The sequence below is a fragment of the Rhodococcus sp. C-2 genome, from assembly GCF_027854095.1.
GTDB lineage: Bacteria > Actinomycetota > Actinomycetes > Mycobacteriales > Mycobacteriaceae > Rhodococcus_F > Rhodococcus_F qingshengii.
Map to the genome: position 1 here is coordinate 154629 of NZ_JAQGFI010000005.1, position 15165 is coordinate 169793.

The following is a 15165-nucleotide window of genomic DNA, read 5'->3' on the forward strand; positions in this document are numbered from 1 at the left end:
GACTTGTCCGGAAAGTAATGTTTTCGTGCACCGTTTGACGGGTTCGTGACCGGGGTATCGCAACAAGGATCTTGCTCGCGTTTGTTCAGGCAGCCCCGACGAATCCCATCCTCGACGAAGAGTTGGAACCTACGTCCGGGGCCTATACCGGATGGGATGGTGCTTGTGCATGTCGAAGACAGCAGTTCGTAGTAGCGCAGTAGGAGCAGTGGCCTTGTTGGCCGTTGTCCTGGGGGGTGGGACGGCGTCGGCAGGCGTTGACAACACCAGTTCGATCACCGACGTCAAAGGGAATCGGATAGAAGTCTTCCAGGCTGATACCGCTATCCACGTCTTTCCGCCTCTCGACAGCTCACCGCTGAGTGTCGAGTTCTTCCACGACGGGGTTGCCGGCGTGAAGATCGACGGGCCGGACGCGGCAAGCTTCACCGGAACGAAGCTGACGATCGGTTATCAGATCGGTTACCCGATCGCGCTGACCGGCGCGACGGTCGTTCTCAACAGTCCTGGTCTCGACTGGGCAGTCGAGAGTGGAACGAACCTCGGGATCGGTCTGGTTCCGGATTTCGAACTGGGCCTGGATATTTCCAATGGGTTCGTCATCGGTGGTGACATCATTCCGTCGCAGGAACTGGACGTCGACCTGGCGCCGGGCGGTATCACCGACGTCGCGCTGCTCGAAGATCAGGAGTTCGACGGTCCCGAAGCCGCTGTCCGTCTGTCCGGAGTTCACGGTTACGTACAGGGAGCAATCGGTCCGGTGACCATCAGGCCGTACGCGAAGGCTGTCACGTCGAATGGCGATACCGTCGTCACTTACGGTGTACCGCAGAGGCTTTAGCGAAAGCGGATGCTCCCGCCGTCACGCTGCAACAGCGTGATGGTGGGAGTTTTCCGCGTTCCGTGTGGTCGAATCGGCGCCACGAATCGGCGAAGCGTCCGCCCAGTGGGCACTACGGGAAACACTGACGAGTTTCGCGACCAACCGTGCCGCGATCCACACGAGGTACACGGCGGTGATCAGAAGCAGAAGTGCCCAGTCGTGCGCGAAGAATCCGACTATCCCGCCGATCGTGAACGCGAGGGCGACGAAGACGACCCGTCCGCCCACGTCGGTCTCGACCAGATATTCGGGTTCGATCGGATCGTCGGGTTCACTCGATTCATCGACGTCCTCGGATGACTCGGCCCTGGACTTCTGGTGGTGTTCGGTGGGGATCTCGAGTAGCTCGCCCCATTCGAGCACCGCAACGGTGTGCGCGGTGTCGGTCGGGATCGCGCGGTAGTCGCGGGACTCGGACACGTCGATGAGAGCCCTTGCCAGAGTGAGTACTTCGATGCGATTGCGAATCGCGACGCTCAACACTTCATGGAAAGCCTGTTCGCGCCCGAACGGTTTGCCGCGCGCAATGACCAGAACATGCTCTGCGGAATCTAGAACTGCACGATGCGGTACAAGCTCGCGGCTTTGCGCAACGAGTTCGCTCACTGTCATCACCTACCCCGCCGGTGGTTGATGCGGCCGTTTGCTCGACTGCGCTTGGAGGGGCTGAGTACCCCGGCAGTTTCGGAAACAAACTCGCCGGACCGCGTGTCAGATTTGCGCAGCCGGGGCCGAGAGTGCTCCGAGGCAACTTTCGATCAGGTCGGCAACGATCACGTGAGCACGTTCGCGGCTGTCGACGCGGCCTTCCCACGTGGCAAAAGTGACGACGGTGAGCACGGTCAGAGTTCCCGCCCGAAGTTCGGCGATCTCTGCCGGTAACGAGGACGCAGCGACTATCCGCCGCTGAACTTCGCGGAAACTCTCGGCCTGCATGTGGTCACGGATAGTCGACGACATCGCCGGGTCGAAGATCGACTGCACCAGGAACCGTGCGTACAACGTGCCCTCGCGGTAGATGGTCTGTTCCGCCAACGGCAGGACGAGAGCCTCGATGAGGGCACGCATCATCGGTGGATTCGCGTCGAGATCGATCGCGTCGAGCAACTCACGACGACGCTCACCGGCAGGTCGCATTCTGGACTCGACGACGGCCGCCAGCAAACCTTCACGTGACCCGAAGTGATACTGCGCAGCCGATTTGTTGGCCTGCCCGGCTTCGGTCTGAACATCACGAAGAGTCAGAGCGGCCAGACCTCGCTCGGCAACCAGACGCTCGGCTGCATCGATCATCGCCGCTCGGGCATCGGTTCGGGGCACGGTATGAAGTTAGGGGTGCGTCGGGGTCGCGTCAACGACCCCGACGGTAAGCCTTTTGTGACGTATCTCCTGGTTAGATTGCGTCAGAGCGGGTAACGACCACAAACGGCCCCTGCTCGGTCACGGTGAAACGAGGATCGTCGAACAGTTCCTTGGGGAACGTGACCGTGTAGCGGCGGACGTTCGGGTCGTTGGGGTAGACGTCCTCTGCCAACCGCAGCGTGTACCCGTCGGCGCCCTGGCGGAAGACGAAGGCGTCGGGGCTGCGCCACGGCGCCGAGTCCAGCGCAGCTACCAGTTCGTCAGGCGTCTTCAGCTCCGACCACTGCTCGATCAGCGCAGCGCGCGCACGGAAATCGGCGAGCGGGTTCGCGTAGTGCGACGTCAGTCCTTGAAAGCCGAAGTACGGGTAGAAGCTCAGGAAGCCGATGTCGGCAGTGAGGACCACCGTGTCATGGGGTTCGCGTCCCAACTGCTCGCGAATGATCCGGTCGATGTCGGCGTAATTGGCTTCGGCACCCGGGGGCCGCTTGTCGCCGCGCTCGCCGTTACCGTCGGTATCGCTGTATGCCACAGCGATATCCGGCGCCAGCACCTGCGGGATGTTCTGCGCGAAAGCGATGGCTCCGATGACACCGAGTGCAACCAGTACCGCTTTGACGCGAGGATTTTCGCTGGTGCCCAGCACGATCCAACCGGCGAACTCGAAGAAACCGAACACACCGGCGGCGGCAAGGAGTCCGATCAGTACCGGCTCCAGTCGGAAACCGAGGAGCGTACTGCCGGCAACGGTGAACGTCATGGACAACAGTGCCCACAGGTACACGGCGATGACGCCGATACCGAGTGCTCGGGCGCGGCGGGAGAACAGGAACCGCGAAATCAGCCAGATCGTGCCGAGTAGGCACAGTCCACCGACAAGGGTGAAGCTCAGCATCGGGAAGGGCAGCACCGCACCGGAATCGGGGAGGTAGTGCATTGCGGTGCCGGACTCTGCGGTGGCACCGGAGAGTGCCTTCAGCAGGTACGGCGTCCAGACGGTCAGAGCCACCAGGCCGGAGATCACCGCGATCACGGCGAGCCTGACGAGGGGTCCCAGTGCGGCTTTCCACGTGTTCTGGGCGCGTGCGGCAAGTACTGCGGCAACCAAGGCCATCAGAGTCACTGCGAACGCGGCGAATCCGAGATAGAGCGTGTAGACCGTTGCGGCGAGACCGAGGAACAGGCCCGTCCCGAGTATTGCGCCGGCTCCGGCAAATCGAGATGCCCCCGGCCGGTCCAATGCGCCCCACGCGAGGATCAGCACCGGCGGGATCAGGAGGTTGATGACGGCGCCGTACGCCTCGGGGGAGTTGTACGCCAACACGACGGCAGTGACGGCCAATGCCGCGACGACGGCCCAATCGCGTCGAATCAGCTTGGTCCACAACACGAGTGCAACGACGGCGACGACAGCCAACGAGCCGATCGCATAAGGCTTGAAGGCTTCCCAGCCGTCCATTCCCAGCAGGTTCGCGACGCGTCCACCGATCCAGAACCAGCCGGCCGGGTAGAACGGCGGCAGATCCACGTACGTCATGTCCTGCAGCGCAGCAGAATCCGTCAGCCGGGTCAGGTACTCGGTCCGGAACTGCTGATCGACCGAGACGCCGTGCAGATACAGACTCGTCGCGGCCAGGGGAAGTCCGAGCGTCGTGGTGACGAAGCCGGAGAGCCCGGCCCACGAGAGGAGTTTTGCGACCCGCTCGGCCTTGCGGGCGCGGAACATCAGAACCGCAACACCGACCACTGCGATGCAGAGCACCTGCAGCACCGTCGTGACTGCCTGCGTGACATTGGAAGAGGTGAACGCCGGCCACTGCACTCGGCCGAAAGCAAAGAGCCCGACAGCGGCTACAACAGCGGCGACCAGCGCTCCGAGGGCCATTTCCACCACCGTCGCCGCGGCATTACGCCACGGCGACGGGGTCGAAAGGTCTGTACTCGGAGCAGTTGTTGTTTCTGGCACGGGAGGAGCTTAAACCGGCAACTTCCGGAAGATCGGGCGCGGCACGTGGCGAAGACCCATCATGACGAAGCGCCACGGGCCGGGAGTCCAGACGATTTCCTTGCCCTTGTCCGAGGCGGCAACAGCGAGCTTCGCGACGATGTCCTTGTTGACCGTCAGCGGAGCTTCCTTGACGTGGGCACTGAACTGCGTGCGCACCATGCCGGGGCGAACGACGGTGACCTGCGGTCCGAATTCCGCGAGAGCCTCGCCGAGTCCGAGGTAGAAACCGTCGAGGCCCGCCTTGGTGGATCCGTAGACGAAGTTGGCACGCTTGACGCGCTCGCCGGCAACCGACGACATCGCGATGATCTTGCCGAAGCCCTGAGCCTTCATCTTCTCGCCGAGAAGAACACCGACCGAGACGGAAGCGGTGTAGTTGACGTTTGCCACCAGAACGGCCTTGCGCTGGTTCTGCCACAGCTCTTCGGAGTCACCGTCCAGTGCGAAGGCGACGATGGCGACGTCGACGTCACCGTTCGAGAACGCCTGGTCGATCACCTTCGGGTGCGATTCGAAATCAACGGCGTCGAAATCGATGAGCTCCACCGAGGTGGCACCCTTCGCTTCGAGCTGCTTGACCGCAGCTTCGCGTCCCGGATCGCCAGGGAGTGCCGCCAGAACGACGCGGAGCGGCGCCTTCTTCAGGTATTCCTCACAGATGGCGAGGCCGATCTCGGAGGTTCCACCGAGAAGCAAAACGGTTTGCGGGTTACCTACAGCGTTGATCACAGTTCCAGCCTTCTGGACATATCGGAGGCGAAAACGCCTGTGGGGTCGTACTTGCGGCGCGTCGCGATCCACTCGTCGATGCGCGGGTACATGGCGTGGAAGGTTTCCGCGGACGTCCGCGAGTCCTTGGCCGTGTACAGGCGTCCGCCGAATTCGAGGACACGCTTGTCGAGTTCGGTGACGAACTCGTTCAGGCCCGGCTTGATGCGGAAGTCGACGCAGATGTTCCAGCCCGGGATCGGGAAGCTCAGCGGCGCCTGATTGCCTTCGCCGAAGAGCTTGAACACGTTGAGGAACGAGTAGTGCCCGCTGCGCTGGATGTCGACGATGATCTTCTTGAACTCGTCGACGGCCTCCGGCGGAACCACGAACTGGTACTGCAGGAATCCGTTGGATCCGTACGCGCGGTTCCACTCACCGAACATGTCGAGCGGGTGGTAGAACTGCGTCAGATTCTGGACCTTGCCGCGATACTTGCCGGACTTGCGGAACCAGACCTCACCGATCGCGGTGAAGTTGAACTTGTTGGCCAGCCCGTTCGGGAAGACGTCGGGGAACGTCAGCAACTGCGGTGCGTCGAAGGCGAGCGGGTTCTTCTGCAGCTTGGCCGGAAGCTGGTCGAGCTTCGCCAGAGATCCGCGCGAGACTGCCGCACGACCGAGCTTCGGGGGCGCGGAAATCGCGTCGAACCAGGCGCTCGAATACTCGTAGTTGGCCTCGCTGCCGTCGCTGTGCAGCGCGATGGTCTCGTCGAGGCTGTTGGTGACGTCGCCGTCGGCGATGAAGTACGCCGTCTCGGTCGGTGTCATCTTGATGGTTGCCCGCAAGATGATGCCCGTCAGGCCCATGCCGCCGATCGTGGCCCAGAACAGTGCGGCCTTCGGGTCGTTGCGCCCGCCCTTGGGGGTGAGCGTGCGAACCTTGCCGTCGGCCGTCAGCAGATCCAACGACACGACGTGGTTGCCGAAGCTGCCCGCGCTGTGGTGGTTCTTGCCGTGGATATCCGAGCCGATGGCGCCGCCGATCGTGACCTGACGAGTACCCGGCAGGACCGGAACCCACAGGCCGAACGGCAGAGCAGCCTTCATCAGCTGATCCAGATTCACGCCGGCGTCGACGTCCACCAGAGCGGTGTCGCGATCGATGCGGTGAATGCGGCTGAGGGCATTCATGTCGATGACCAGGCCGCCGGCGTTCTGCGCTGGGTCACCGTACGAGCGGCCGAGGCCGCGCGCGATGACGCCGCGTCGCAGATGCGAGGGCTTGGAATCGTTCTGTTCCGCAACCTGGGCGACCGCGTTGGCGATCACTTCCACGTCGGGGGTGGACAGCACCTGTGCAGTGGTGGCGGCGGTGCGTCCCCAACCGGTGAGGGTGCGGGCTTGGGTGTGGAGAGCCGGCTGCGGCGTCTCTTCTGCTGTCGTGGACATCAAGGTAGAGGTTACCTGGGAGTAGTGCCGACGGCTCCGACTCGAGTGGTTACTCTCGTCGTCGTGCCCGAAACACCTGCAAGTCACCAGCACGAACCCCACGTCCCGCTGCCCGTCGAGATTCCTGTCACGACGGACATCGCCGACGACGCGTTGGACCTGAAAACGCAGATCGTCCGGTTCGTCGCGACGGGTGGGCTGTCGGCGGTCGTGGACTACGGGCTGTATGTGCTGCTCCTCGCGTTGGGGTTGCCGCGCGTCGCCGCAAAATCGCTGAGCTTCGTTGCGGGCACCACGACGGCGTACCTCATCAATCGTCGGTGGACGTTCAAGGCCGAGCCTTCTCGCGCCCGCTTCATCGCTGTAGTCGCGCTGTACGCGGTCACTTTTGCGGTTCAGGTCGGACTCAACGAACTGATGGTCCATGTCTTCGACGAGCATTGGTGGCGGACACCGCTGGCCTTCGTCATCGCGCAGGGCACCGCGACGGTCATCAACTTCATCGTTCAGCGGGCAGTGATCTTCAAGATCAAGTAACGGTTCGGGGTGGATTAGCGCATTCGTCCGGTTTCTCGAGAGAGAATCGAGCGCATGATCATCGTTCTCGATTCTTCGGCCCTGACCAGGGGCGCACGGTTCGACACTGCCATCGCCGACGCTCGCGCACTCGGACACCGCGTCGTCGTGCCGCGATTGGTCGTCCTCGAGGTTGCGAGTCGCTACCGCGAGGAATCGGCGGAGATGATCGCGGCCCTGAGCGTCCAGGCGCGCATGTACGACCGACTGGGATTGCGGCGCGACCTCACGAGGTTCGTCGACGCTGCTCACGACAAGGCCGACGGCTACGTCGACGACGTGATCGAAGACCTCGTGGCGATCGGCGTCGAAGTGGTCGATCCAGTCGACGTGTCGCATGTCGAGGTGGCCGAGAGGGCGATCTCGCTGCGTCGGCCCTATACCGACAAGAAGAAGCGAGACGGATATCCGGCGACGCTGAACTGGCTGACCGTGCTCGATCTCGCCGACCGCAACCCGGGCGTCGACGTCATCTGGGTGAGCTCCGACGCACGGGCATACGGCGACGGCGAAGACGGGGTCTGGCACGGCGATCTCGCGCGTGAGCTGGCGTCGCGCGGTCTGGAGTATCGGGTCCGCTGGGCGTCGGACATCCCGGTGATCGACGGACCGGTGCAGGTGGAGCAGGTGGCGGAGGTCGAGGAAGCCGCTGAGGTCGCGCCCGAGGCCCCGGTTGCTCAGGGCTTCGTGGAGCCGGAAGCGGTGGTTCCAGCCGAGGTTCCCGAACCCGCGGCACCTGCAGCAGCCCCCGCCCCCAAGCCTGTTCAGCGCGCAGCGCGGACGAGAGTTGCGCCGCAGCGCATCGAACCCGCCCCGAAAGCTCAGTCCGGTGGACTGCGCGGTCTGGGCAAGGTCATCGGCGGGCGGAAACGAAAGGTCACGATCGTCGACGATCTCGACGAAGTCGACCTCTTCGGTGCCTGATCGCTTCTAATCTGGACAGATGTCTCTGTTGCCGACAGTCAGTCGAAGGACCGGAACTCGATACGGCAGGCCGAGTATCGAATCGCAGGTCCTCTACAACGCGTGTCGATGGATGCTTCGGCCCGTGGTCGGGATCGCGCCGCTGACGCCTGGCGCCATGCGCCGCGCCGCAGTGCTGGACTCGGCCGCGGGTGTACGCATTCCGTCCGGGATCGATCGGGAAGCGATTCGCTTTCCAGGTTTCGACGGTGAACTCGTGCGGACGGCAGGCTCGACGGCTGATCTGCGCGACGGTGTTGTTCTCTACCTGCACGGCGGCGGGTTCATGTGCTGCGGGCTCAACACGCATCGGCCGGTCGTTGCAAGCATCGCCAAGCGAACCGGCCTTCCGGTCCTGCACATCGCATATCGACAGTTGCCGAGCACGAGCATCAGCGGGTCCGTCGACGACTGTCTCGATGCATACCGGTGGCTCCTCGAACAGGGAGCCTTGCCGGAAAAGGTTGTCTTCGTTGGCGATTCGGCCGGAGGCTTCCTGGTCTTCGCGACGGCACTTGCAGCTGTTTCCGCGGGGCTCGAGGTTCCGGCCGGTCTGGTCGGGCTCTCACCGCTCCTCGATCTCGATTGCACCACCAAATCGGTCCATGCCAACGCTCGACGCGACGTGATCGCCCCGGTGTCGGCATTGATGGCGATCGGAAAGCTTGGCGGACAGACGAACTCACCCGTCGACGGCGATCTGGCCGCTCTGCCGCCGTCGTTGCTGATCGCCGCCGAATCCGAGGTGCTCAGAGTCGATTCGGAGGTGATGGCGCAACGGCTCGCCGCCGCGGGGGTGCCGTGCTCGCTGCAGATCTGGAACGGCCAGGTTCACGCGTTTCCCGCCGTCTGGCCTGGCTTGCCGGAGAGCCGGGCTGCGCTACGTGACGTTGCCAGGTTCATTCGCGCCAGGCTGGATGCGGTCCCGCCCCAGGTCGCGGGCGAAAGTTGTTCGGGAAGTTGAACTTCCGGTCCGGTTAGGGATTCTCGTGTCCTGACGTTGTGGTAGGTGCCATCGCGCGGGCATAGATCGATTCGAGCTCGGTTACTGCTGAACGTCGATCGACGTTGTCGGGATCGAGGCGATGTTGGAGGTTGATCCCGAGAGTGCCGGCCAGAAGGGTGACGGCAACCAACTCCGGATTGGTGACCGGGGTGTCGATCGAACGCAGGTAGTCCGCGTACAGCGTTCGCATTGCGACGTACTGCTCTGCGTAGGTCTCGCGGATGGTGGACCCGGGAATCACGGCTTCGATCAAGATGGTCGAGAAAATTCGTGCCTCGGGGTATGACATCAGTACGAAGTTGGCTTCGATCAATGCTTCGATTCCAGTCGCCGAGGATGATGCCAACTCTGCGCGTAGCTTTTCCATGCCCCACCGGAATGCGTCCTCGACGACGGCTCGTAGAAGCCCGTCCTTCGATCCGAAGTGCCAGGCCACGGACCCTCTGCTGATACCGGATCTTTCTGCCACGGCTTGTACGGACATCGCGGTCGACCCGCCTTCGGCAGCCAGTTCGGCCGCGGCTTTCACCAGTCGCCGTCTGGTTTCCTCGGAAATCTCCTGCTTGCGTGTCGACGCCATTCGGTGTTCCTGCCTTCTTTCGTTCTCGAGTGCAGCCAATTCCGGCACGCGGTGACGTCGACGCGCCCGTCGGGGCCGAGACCTGCGCACCGCACTCATGCTACGAGGCCGGCCATCGGCCGGCCGTATTCCTCTCGCGACACCCTCTTGCCTATGTTGATCGTCCAGTTCTATGCTGAGCGTCCAATAACTTAACGGAATGGGCGGACATGGAACTCATCGATCTGACTAGAACTCTCGATCCGGCCGATCGGGAATTGCTCCCCGAGGGTTTGAAGGCACTGGCTTCCGTCGTTGCCCCCTCGGTGACCTACTCGCACCCCGCAGGTGCCGGACGCGACGAGTTCGCGGCAGCACTGCAGTGCGGAGTTCATGATCTTCCGGACGGTGAGGGGTGGGGATCGGAGATGTTGAGTGAGTTCAACAGCCATCTGGGCACACACGTCGACGCGCCGTTGCACTACGGATCAACCTCGGAGGGTAAGCCTTCTCGCACGATCACAGACATCGCGTTGGATGAATTGTTCTGCGAGACAGTGGTGCTCGACCTGCGCGGCCGGTGCGAGGCGAATCAGCCGATCTCGGTGGACGCGCTGAAAGCTGCCCTGGCGGAAAACGGTGCGTCCGTTCCCCAGGGTGGTGCCGTGTTGCTCCGTACCGGACAAGAGAGCTTCACCTTGGCTGATCCAGGGTTCTTTCAGTATCCAGGGATGAGTCGCGAAGGCACGCTGTTTCTCGCCGAGCAAGGCGCGAAGGTGCTGGGCACCGACGCTGCCGGCTGGGACTTGAGCTTTGCAGTCATGGCGCAGAAATTTCGTGACACCGGGGACAACTCGGTTCTCTGGGACGGGCACCGGGCCGGACGCGAACGTGAAGTATTCATCGTTCAGCAACTGGCGAACCTCGCCGCGCTTCCGCCCTCGGGATTTCACGTGGCGTTTTTCCCGATCAAGCTTGCGCGAGCCAGCGCTGCCCCGGCTCGTGTGGTCGCGTTCGTCTGAGCAAAATTCCTGCCTCACCTAACGAACAATTCAGTGAAAGGTATTGACTCACAGTGAAACTTGCGACCGTCGAATACGAAAAGACTCAGCAGACGGCTCTGGTGACGGGCAGCGGCGAGCAACTGTTGTTACTCGAGCGAGCTCATCATGATGTGACGGGAAAACCGGCTCCAGAACTGGAAACCATGCAAACCATCATCGAAGGTGGTCCGGCGGCACGGGAGACCCTGGATCGGCTCGCAGACGAGCCGCCGGCAAGTGCAATCGTCGACGCAGGTGATGTGCGCTGGATGTCGCCGCTTCCTCAGCCGGTCCAGATCCGAGACTTCGGCTGCTTCATGGATCACTTCCGCAACGCTCGCGCCCGAATTCAAGGGGTCGCACTCGAGGACGTCGAACTGCCGAAGATCCAGTTGGAGCGCCCGCTGTATTACATAGCGAACCGATTGGCGGTGACCGGACACAAATCTGACGTCGTGTGGCCCGAGTACTCGAGCCTGCGCGATTACGAACTCGAATTCGCCTGTGTGCTGGGGCGCGGTGGAACCGACATCTCACGCGCGGATGCCCCTGCGCATATCTTCGGTTACACCATCTTCAACGATTTCAGCGCCCGCGATACTCAGCTCGAGGAGATCTCCACCGGACTCGGTCTCAGTAAGAGCAAGGACTTTTCGAACGCGAATGTCCTCGGGCCCTGGATCGTGACGGCCGACGAAGTCGGTGACCCCTACCAACTCGAGATGACCGCGAGAATCAACGGAGACGAGGTGAGCCGAGGAACCAGCGCCGACATGGACCATCGTTTCGAGGACGTGATTTCGTTCGCTTCGACTTCCACGCGGCTGTACCCGGGTGAAGTCTTCTGTTCCGGCACCGTGCCGAGTGGATGCGGCTTGGAGCACGGGCGGTTCCTGGAACCGGGAGACGTAGTCGAACTCGAGGTCACCGGCCTCGGTGTATTGAGGAATCGAGTGGTGGCGTGAGCGGCGAAGTCATGGTTCTCGGTGTCGGCGCGACTCTCTTCGGGCGGCACGCGGATACCGCGGCCTCGGAATTGGCGGGGCGTGCGGCGATCGATGCCGTCGAAGACGCGGGCCTGACCCGCGGTGACGTCGGTGCGGTCTTCTACGCGACAGTCAGCCAGAAGGCGATCGACCGGCAGCACATGATCCCAGGCCAGATTGCCTTGAGGCCATACGGTTTCGGGGGAGTCCCGGTCGTCAATGTCGAAAATGCCTGCGCCGGCGGCGCGACTGCACTCTGGCTGGCGATCGCCCACGTTCGCGCCGGTCTGTCCGAGGTCGCGTTGGCGGTCGGGGTGGACAAGCTGGTGTGCTCGGATCCGGCTCGAAGTCTGGAGGTGTTCGACGGTGCACTCGACGTTGCGCATCGCGACGAGACGCTCGCGGGCCTTGCTTCGCTGTCCGCTCCGCTGCCGGATGCACTCGGATCGCAGGGTGAGCGGTCGGTGTTCATGGAGATCTACGCTTCTCTTGCCCGGGCGCACATGGAGAGATTCGGAACCACCGAGTTCGAGCTCGCGTCCGTAGCAGCCAAAAATCATGCGCATTCCGTGCACAATCCGCGGTCGCACTTTCGCAAACTCTTCAGCGTCGAAGAGGTGCTTGCCGCAAGGCGAGTCGCGTGGCCTCTGACAGTTCCGATGTGCTCGCCCGTCAGTGACGGTGCAGCGGCGGTCATTGTGACCAGTGCGGACTTTGCTCGAAGGCACGATTCCTCTCGGCGGGCGGCGCAGGTACTCGGTTGCAGCTTGGTGTCAGGCACGGATCGGACCGCAGATGACGTGGAGAGTCACATCGGTCGCCGTGCAGCAATGAGCGCATACGAGGAATCCGGAGTCGGGCCAGGCGATGTGGATGTGGCAGAGGTCCACGACGCCACGGCCTTCGGTGAAGTGCAGCAGGTCGAGAATCTGGGGTTCTGCCCGATCGGTGAGGGCGGCGCGTGGTCGGCGTCCGGTGCGAGTTCGTTGGGAGGCGTGCGTCCGGTCAATCCGTCAGGTGGGCTCGAGTCCCGTGGTCATCCGGTCTCGGCAACGGGACTGGCGCAGGTCTTCGAACTTGTCACGCAGTTGCGTGGACAAGCAGGGCGGCGACAAGTTCCGGGTGCTCGAATCGCGGTCGCAGAGAACGGCGGAGGTCTCTACGGCATCGAGGAAGCCGTCGCCGCGGTCACGATCTTGGGAGGGCCACGATGAACGCGGACATCATGAACGATGAACCGATGGCGCCAGGCTTGCAGGTGCAAGCGGGATATGCGGATCTGATTCTGTCGGCGCTGCGACGCCGACCAGACCACATCGCGTTTCGATTCACGGATCGGAACGGTGATCGGGCCGAGCTGACATATTGGCAGACTGCGGAACAGATCGAGCGGATTGCAGGTGTCCTCAGTAGCTTCGCTCTGCCGGACGGAGCCGGGGTCGCCCTGCTTGCGGGGCCGTGTCCTGAAGCATTCACGGTCATGGCCGCGGCGTGTCTGGCGGGCGTGCGCTACACGGCACTCCATCCGCTCGCGACCGAAGAGAACGACAGGATGGTGCTGAAAGACAGTGGTACCGATCTCCTGTTGGTTGCCGACGGACAGTTCCAGGTACGCGCCGAAGCGGCACAGACTCGAGTGATGTCACTGTCAGCCCTCGAATCAGCGTGTGAATTGGGTACGGCGGGAATAGGTTCAGGCTTAGGCGGTCAGGGTCGAGCTTTGTATCTCTTCTACACCGGTGGAACCACCGGTGAGCCGAAAGGCGTCATGCTCAGGGACCGATCCTTGGTCGCCAATGCCTGGGCCTGCACCACGTGGGAGTGGCCGGCTGAAACCACCATGCTGCTCACTACGCCGATGTCTCATGCTGCCGGTCTGCTCGTCGCACCCGGTCTGCTGCGAGGTGCAAGCTTCGAGTTGCACAGGTCGTTCGACCCGGACAGAGTTGTCGACGCCATCGAAAATGGCGGAGTCACAGCTACATTCGTGGTTCCCACGATGCTCTATGCCTTACTCGACCATCCACGCCTGTCGGATGCGAATCTGTCTGGGCTGAACTGGATGCTTTACGGTGCTGCACCCATCGACCCCACCAGGCTCGAGCAGGCAGGGGCGGTGTTCGGGCCGATCCTGAGCCAGCATTACGGTCAGGCCGAAGCCCCGAATGCGTTGACGGTACTCGATACACGTGAGCACACGGACGATCCCGCAGTTTTGGGGAGTTGTGGGCGCGCGATGCCAGGTGTCGAAGTGGTGTTGCTTGACGAGCAGGGAAACGAGACGGCGACGGGCGTACCCGGCGAGCTTTGTGTGCGAGGTCCGCTCGTGATGGACGGCTATTGGAACAAACCTGAACAAACCGCTGCAGCGCTCGCGAATGGGTGGTTGCACACCGGCGACGTTGCTCGAATCGACGAAAGTGGGCTCATCTCGATCGTCGACCGCATCAAAGACACGATCATCAGTGGTGGATTCAACGTCTACCCGCGCGAAGTCGAGGACTCACTCGGACATCATCCCGCGGTGGCAGCATGTGCGGTATTCGGTGTCCCCGATTCTCAATGGGGAGAAGCTGTTACCGCCGCAGTCGTACTGAAGACGGGATGGTCGGTCACACCCGATCAACTCATCGCGCACGTGAGATCGCACAAGGGTCCGATCTGGGCGCCCAAGGAGATTTCGATTCTGGAAGCGCTGCCGCTCACTGCTTTGGGGAAGATCGACAAGAAGGCACTCCGTGGCGCGTCACCGACCTAGTGACGCGACAACTGCCCGTGCGAGGGCGTCGGCAGATCCAGGGGCGAATGGCAGAAAGAGTTCGGGCTCGATCAGTTCCACTTCCATGAAGAGTGGCTGATCCACCGGACCCACGACGTCCACACGCGCATAAAGCAATTCGCCGGGGCCGCATGGGGTCGCGGCCAGTGCTGCGTCGGCCACCGCGAGTTCGGCGGCGGACGGTTCGTGGAGGTGGTTGGTTCCGCCGTGAAATTCCTGCACGCGGAAGTCGTGGGCGGCCGGGATCTTCCGGACAGCGTGTGAGTAGCGTCCGCCGATGTGGATGATCGAGCGCTCACCGTCGACGACGTCCGAGACGAATGGCTGGACCAACGCGTCGTTACCGCCGTCGAGGATCGAGCTGAGGTGAGCGTGGGCCTGCTCGGACCCGGCGGCAAACTTTCCCACTCCGACAGCGCCGGCGGACACTGCCGGCTTGACGATGACGTCGGCACCCTCGAACGAAGGGAGGGTGAGTGTTTCGCTCTTTCCGGCAGCGATCACAGCGGTGGGGACGATGGGGACGCCGGCCGCGGCAAGTTCGGTGAGGTATCCCTTGTGTGCGTTCCACTTCACGATCGAGAGTGGATTGGCGATCGGAGCGGTCAGCTGATCGAGAACGGCGAGAAATTCGTCGAGGCGCTGGGTGTAGTCCCAGGTCGACCGGATCAGAACCAGGTCGGCGTCGATATCGAGGAGGGACGGGCTCGACCACGGCGCCATCGTCGACGCGATGCCGTAGGAGGTGAGAGCTTCCATGACGAGTTTGCTTTCGACATCCGCCTCGCGGGCGGCGCCGTCACAGGTGAGCAGGAGAACCGTGGTCATGCCACGATGCTTT

15 protein-coding genes are annotated in these 15165 nt (G+C 62.7%); 8 read left to right on the top strand and 7 right to left on the bottom strand.

Annotated elements, in window-relative coordinates:
- The first annotated feature begins 169 nt into the window (after positions 1–169).
- The gene (locus PCS43_RS12245; protein WP_003943954.1) at positions 170–841 is read left to right on the top strand and encodes an MspA family porin; all 672 of its coding nucleotides are present in this window, start codon (positions 170–172) and stop codon (positions 839–841) included.
- A gap of 21 nt (positions 842–862) precedes the next feature.
- On the opposite strand, the gene PCS43_RS12250 is transcribed toward PCS43_RS12245, so the two are convergent.
- The 5 genes from PCS43_RS12250 to PCS43_RS12270 all read right to left on the bottom strand — a co-directional run bounded on the left by PCS43_RS12250 (position 863) and on the right by PCS43_RS12270 (position 6412).
- On the bottom strand, positions 863–1495 hold the full coding sequence (locus tag PCS43_RS12250; protein ID WP_231915915.1) for a hypothetical protein: 633 nt from the start codon (positions 1493–1495) through the stop codon (positions 863–865).
- Positions 1496–1594: 99 nt separating this feature from the next.
- The gene (locus PCS43_RS12255; protein ID WP_099696815.1) at positions 1595–2203 is read right to left on the bottom strand and encodes a TetR/AcrR family transcriptional regulator; all 609 of its coding nucleotides are present in this window, start codon (positions 2201–2203) and stop codon (positions 1595–1597) included.
- A gap of 73 nt (positions 2204–2276) precedes the next feature.
- Positions 2277–4130, bottom strand: coding sequence for a galactan 5-O-arabinofuranosyltransferase (locus PCS43_RS12260; RefSeq protein WP_099696939.1), 1854 nt, complete (start codon positions 4128–4130; stop codon positions 2277–2279).
- 90 nt (positions 4131–4220) lie between these two features.
- The gene (locus PCS43_RS12265; RefSeq protein ID WP_007731800.1) at positions 4221–4982 is read right to left on the bottom strand and encodes a decaprenylphospho-beta-D-erythro-pentofuranosid-2-ulose 2-reductase; all 762 of its coding nucleotides are present in this window, start codon (positions 4980–4982) and stop codon (positions 4221–4223) included.
- A complete protein-coding gene (locus tag PCS43_RS12270) occupies positions 4979–6412 on the bottom strand; it encodes an FAD-binding oxidoreductase (protein ID WP_003943934.1) in 1434 nt (477 codons plus the stop codon). The genes PCS43_RS12265 and PCS43_RS12270 overlap by 4 nt, the downstream gene beginning before the upstream one ends.
- 63 nt (positions 6413–6475) lie before the next feature.
- On the opposite strand from PCS43_RS12270, the gene PCS43_RS12275 reads away from it, so the two are divergent.
- Genes PCS43_RS12275 through PCS43_RS12285 form a run of 3 tightly spaced genes read left to right on the top strand, consistent with a single transcriptional unit; the run spans position 6476 to position 8915 of the window.
- Positions 6476–6949, top strand: a complete 474-nt coding sequence (locus PCS43_RS12275) for a GtrA family protein (RefSeq protein ID WP_074447111.1) — start codon at positions 6476–6478, stop codon at positions 6947–6949.
- 54 nt (positions 6950–7003) lie between these two features.
- Positions 7004–7912 (top strand): PIN domain-containing protein, encoded by a 909-nt coding sequence (locus PCS43_RS12280; RefSeq protein ID WP_007731798.1) that lies wholly within the window; start codon positions 7004–7006, stop codon positions 7910–7912.
- A 19-nt stretch (positions 7913–7931) separates the two neighbouring features.
- Positions 7932–8915 carry an alpha/beta hydrolase gene (locus tag PCS43_RS12285; protein WP_030535811.1) on the top strand — a complete coding sequence of 328 codons (984 nt, stop codon included), beginning with the start codon at positions 7932–7934 and terminating at the stop codon, positions 8913–8915.
- 13 nt (positions 8916–8928) lie between these two features.
- Here the strand turns inward: PCS43_RS12285 and PCS43_RS12290 are convergent, their stop codons facing one another.
- The gene (locus PCS43_RS12290; RefSeq protein WP_158170230.1) at positions 8929–9537 is read right to left on the bottom strand and encodes a TetR/AcrR family transcriptional regulator; all 609 of its coding nucleotides are present in this window, start codon (positions 9535–9537) and stop codon (positions 8929–8931) included.
- A 209-nt stretch (positions 9538–9746) separates the two neighbouring features.
- Between PCS43_RS12290 and PCS43_RS12295 the strand changes: the two genes are divergently transcribed.
- The 4 genes from PCS43_RS12295 to PCS43_RS12310 are packed head-to-tail and all read left to right on the top strand — an operon-like array spanning position 9747 to position 14303.
- Entirely contained in the window at positions 9747–10538 is a 792-nt protein-coding gene (locus PCS43_RS12295; protein WP_051649531.1) for a cyclase family protein, read from the top strand.
- 53 nt (positions 10539–10591) lie between these two features.
- Positions 10592–11524 carry a fumarylacetoacetate hydrolase family protein gene (locus tag PCS43_RS12300; protein WP_030535808.1) on the top strand — a complete coding sequence of 311 codons (933 nt, stop codon included), beginning with the start codon at positions 10592–10594 and terminating at the stop codon, positions 11522–11524.
- Entirely contained in the window at positions 11521–12759 is a 1239-nt protein-coding gene (locus PCS43_RS12305; RefSeq protein WP_209910883.1) for a thiolase family protein, read from the top strand. Before PCS43_RS12300 ends, PCS43_RS12305 begins: the two co-directional genes overlap by 4 nt.
- Positions 12756–14303 (top strand): AMP-binding protein, encoded by a 1548-nt coding sequence (locus PCS43_RS12310; protein WP_058038043.1) that lies wholly within the window; start codon positions 12756–12758, stop codon positions 14301–14303. Before PCS43_RS12305 ends, PCS43_RS12310 begins: the two co-directional genes overlap by 4 nt.
- On the opposite strand, the gene PCS43_RS12315 is transcribed toward PCS43_RS12310, so the two are convergent.
- Entirely contained in the window at positions 14292–15152 is an 861-nt protein-coding gene (locus tag PCS43_RS12315; protein ID WP_209910886.1) for an ATP-grasp domain-containing protein, read from the bottom strand. The genes PCS43_RS12310 and PCS43_RS12315 overlap by 12 nt on opposite strands.
- Positions 15153–15165 lie beyond the last annotated feature (13 nt).

What these genes read in the sequence shown, in the direction of transcription:
- PCS43_RS12245 (WP_003943954.1), top strand. Translation starts at nt 170, where the DNA reads ATGTCGAAGACAGCAGTTCGTAGTAGCGCAGTAGGAGCAGTGGCCTTG.
- PCS43_RS12250 (WP_231915915.1), bottom strand. Translation starts at nt 1,495, where the DNA reads ATGACAGTGAGCGAACTCGTTGCGCAAAGCCGCGAGCTTGTACCGCAT.
- PCS43_RS12260 (WP_099696939.1), bottom strand. Translation starts at nt 4,130, where the DNA reads ATGGCCCTCGGAGCGCTGGTCGCCGCTGTTGTAGCCGCTGTCGGGCTC.
- PCS43_RS12270 (WP_003943934.1), bottom strand. Translation starts at nt 6,412, where the DNA reads ATGTCCACGACAGCAGAAGAGACGCCGCAGCCGGCTCTCCACACCCAA.
- PCS43_RS12280 (WP_007731798.1), top strand. Translation starts at nt 7,004, where the DNA reads ATGATCATCGTTCTCGATTCTTCGGCCCTGACCAGGGGCGCACGGTTC.
- PCS43_RS12285 (WP_030535811.1), top strand. Translation starts at nt 7,932, where the DNA reads ATGTCTCTGTTGCCGACAGTCAGTCGAAGGACCGGAACTCGATACGGC.
- PCS43_RS12290 (WP_158170230.1), bottom strand. Translation starts at nt 9,537, where the DNA reads ATGGCGTCGACACGCAAGCAGGAGATTTCCGAGGAAACCAGACGGCGA.
- PCS43_RS12295 (WP_051649531.1), top strand. Translation starts at nt 9,747, where the DNA reads ATGGAACTCATCGATCTGACTAGAACTCTCGATCCGGCCGATCGGGAA.
- PCS43_RS12310 (WP_058038043.1), top strand. Translation starts at nt 12,756, where the DNA reads ATGAACGCGGACATCATGAACGATGAACCGATGGCGCCAGGCTTGCAG.
- PCS43_RS12315 (WP_209910886.1), bottom strand. Translation starts at nt 15,152, where the DNA reads ATGACCACGGTTCTCCTGCTCACCTGTGACGGCGCCGCCCGCGAGGCG.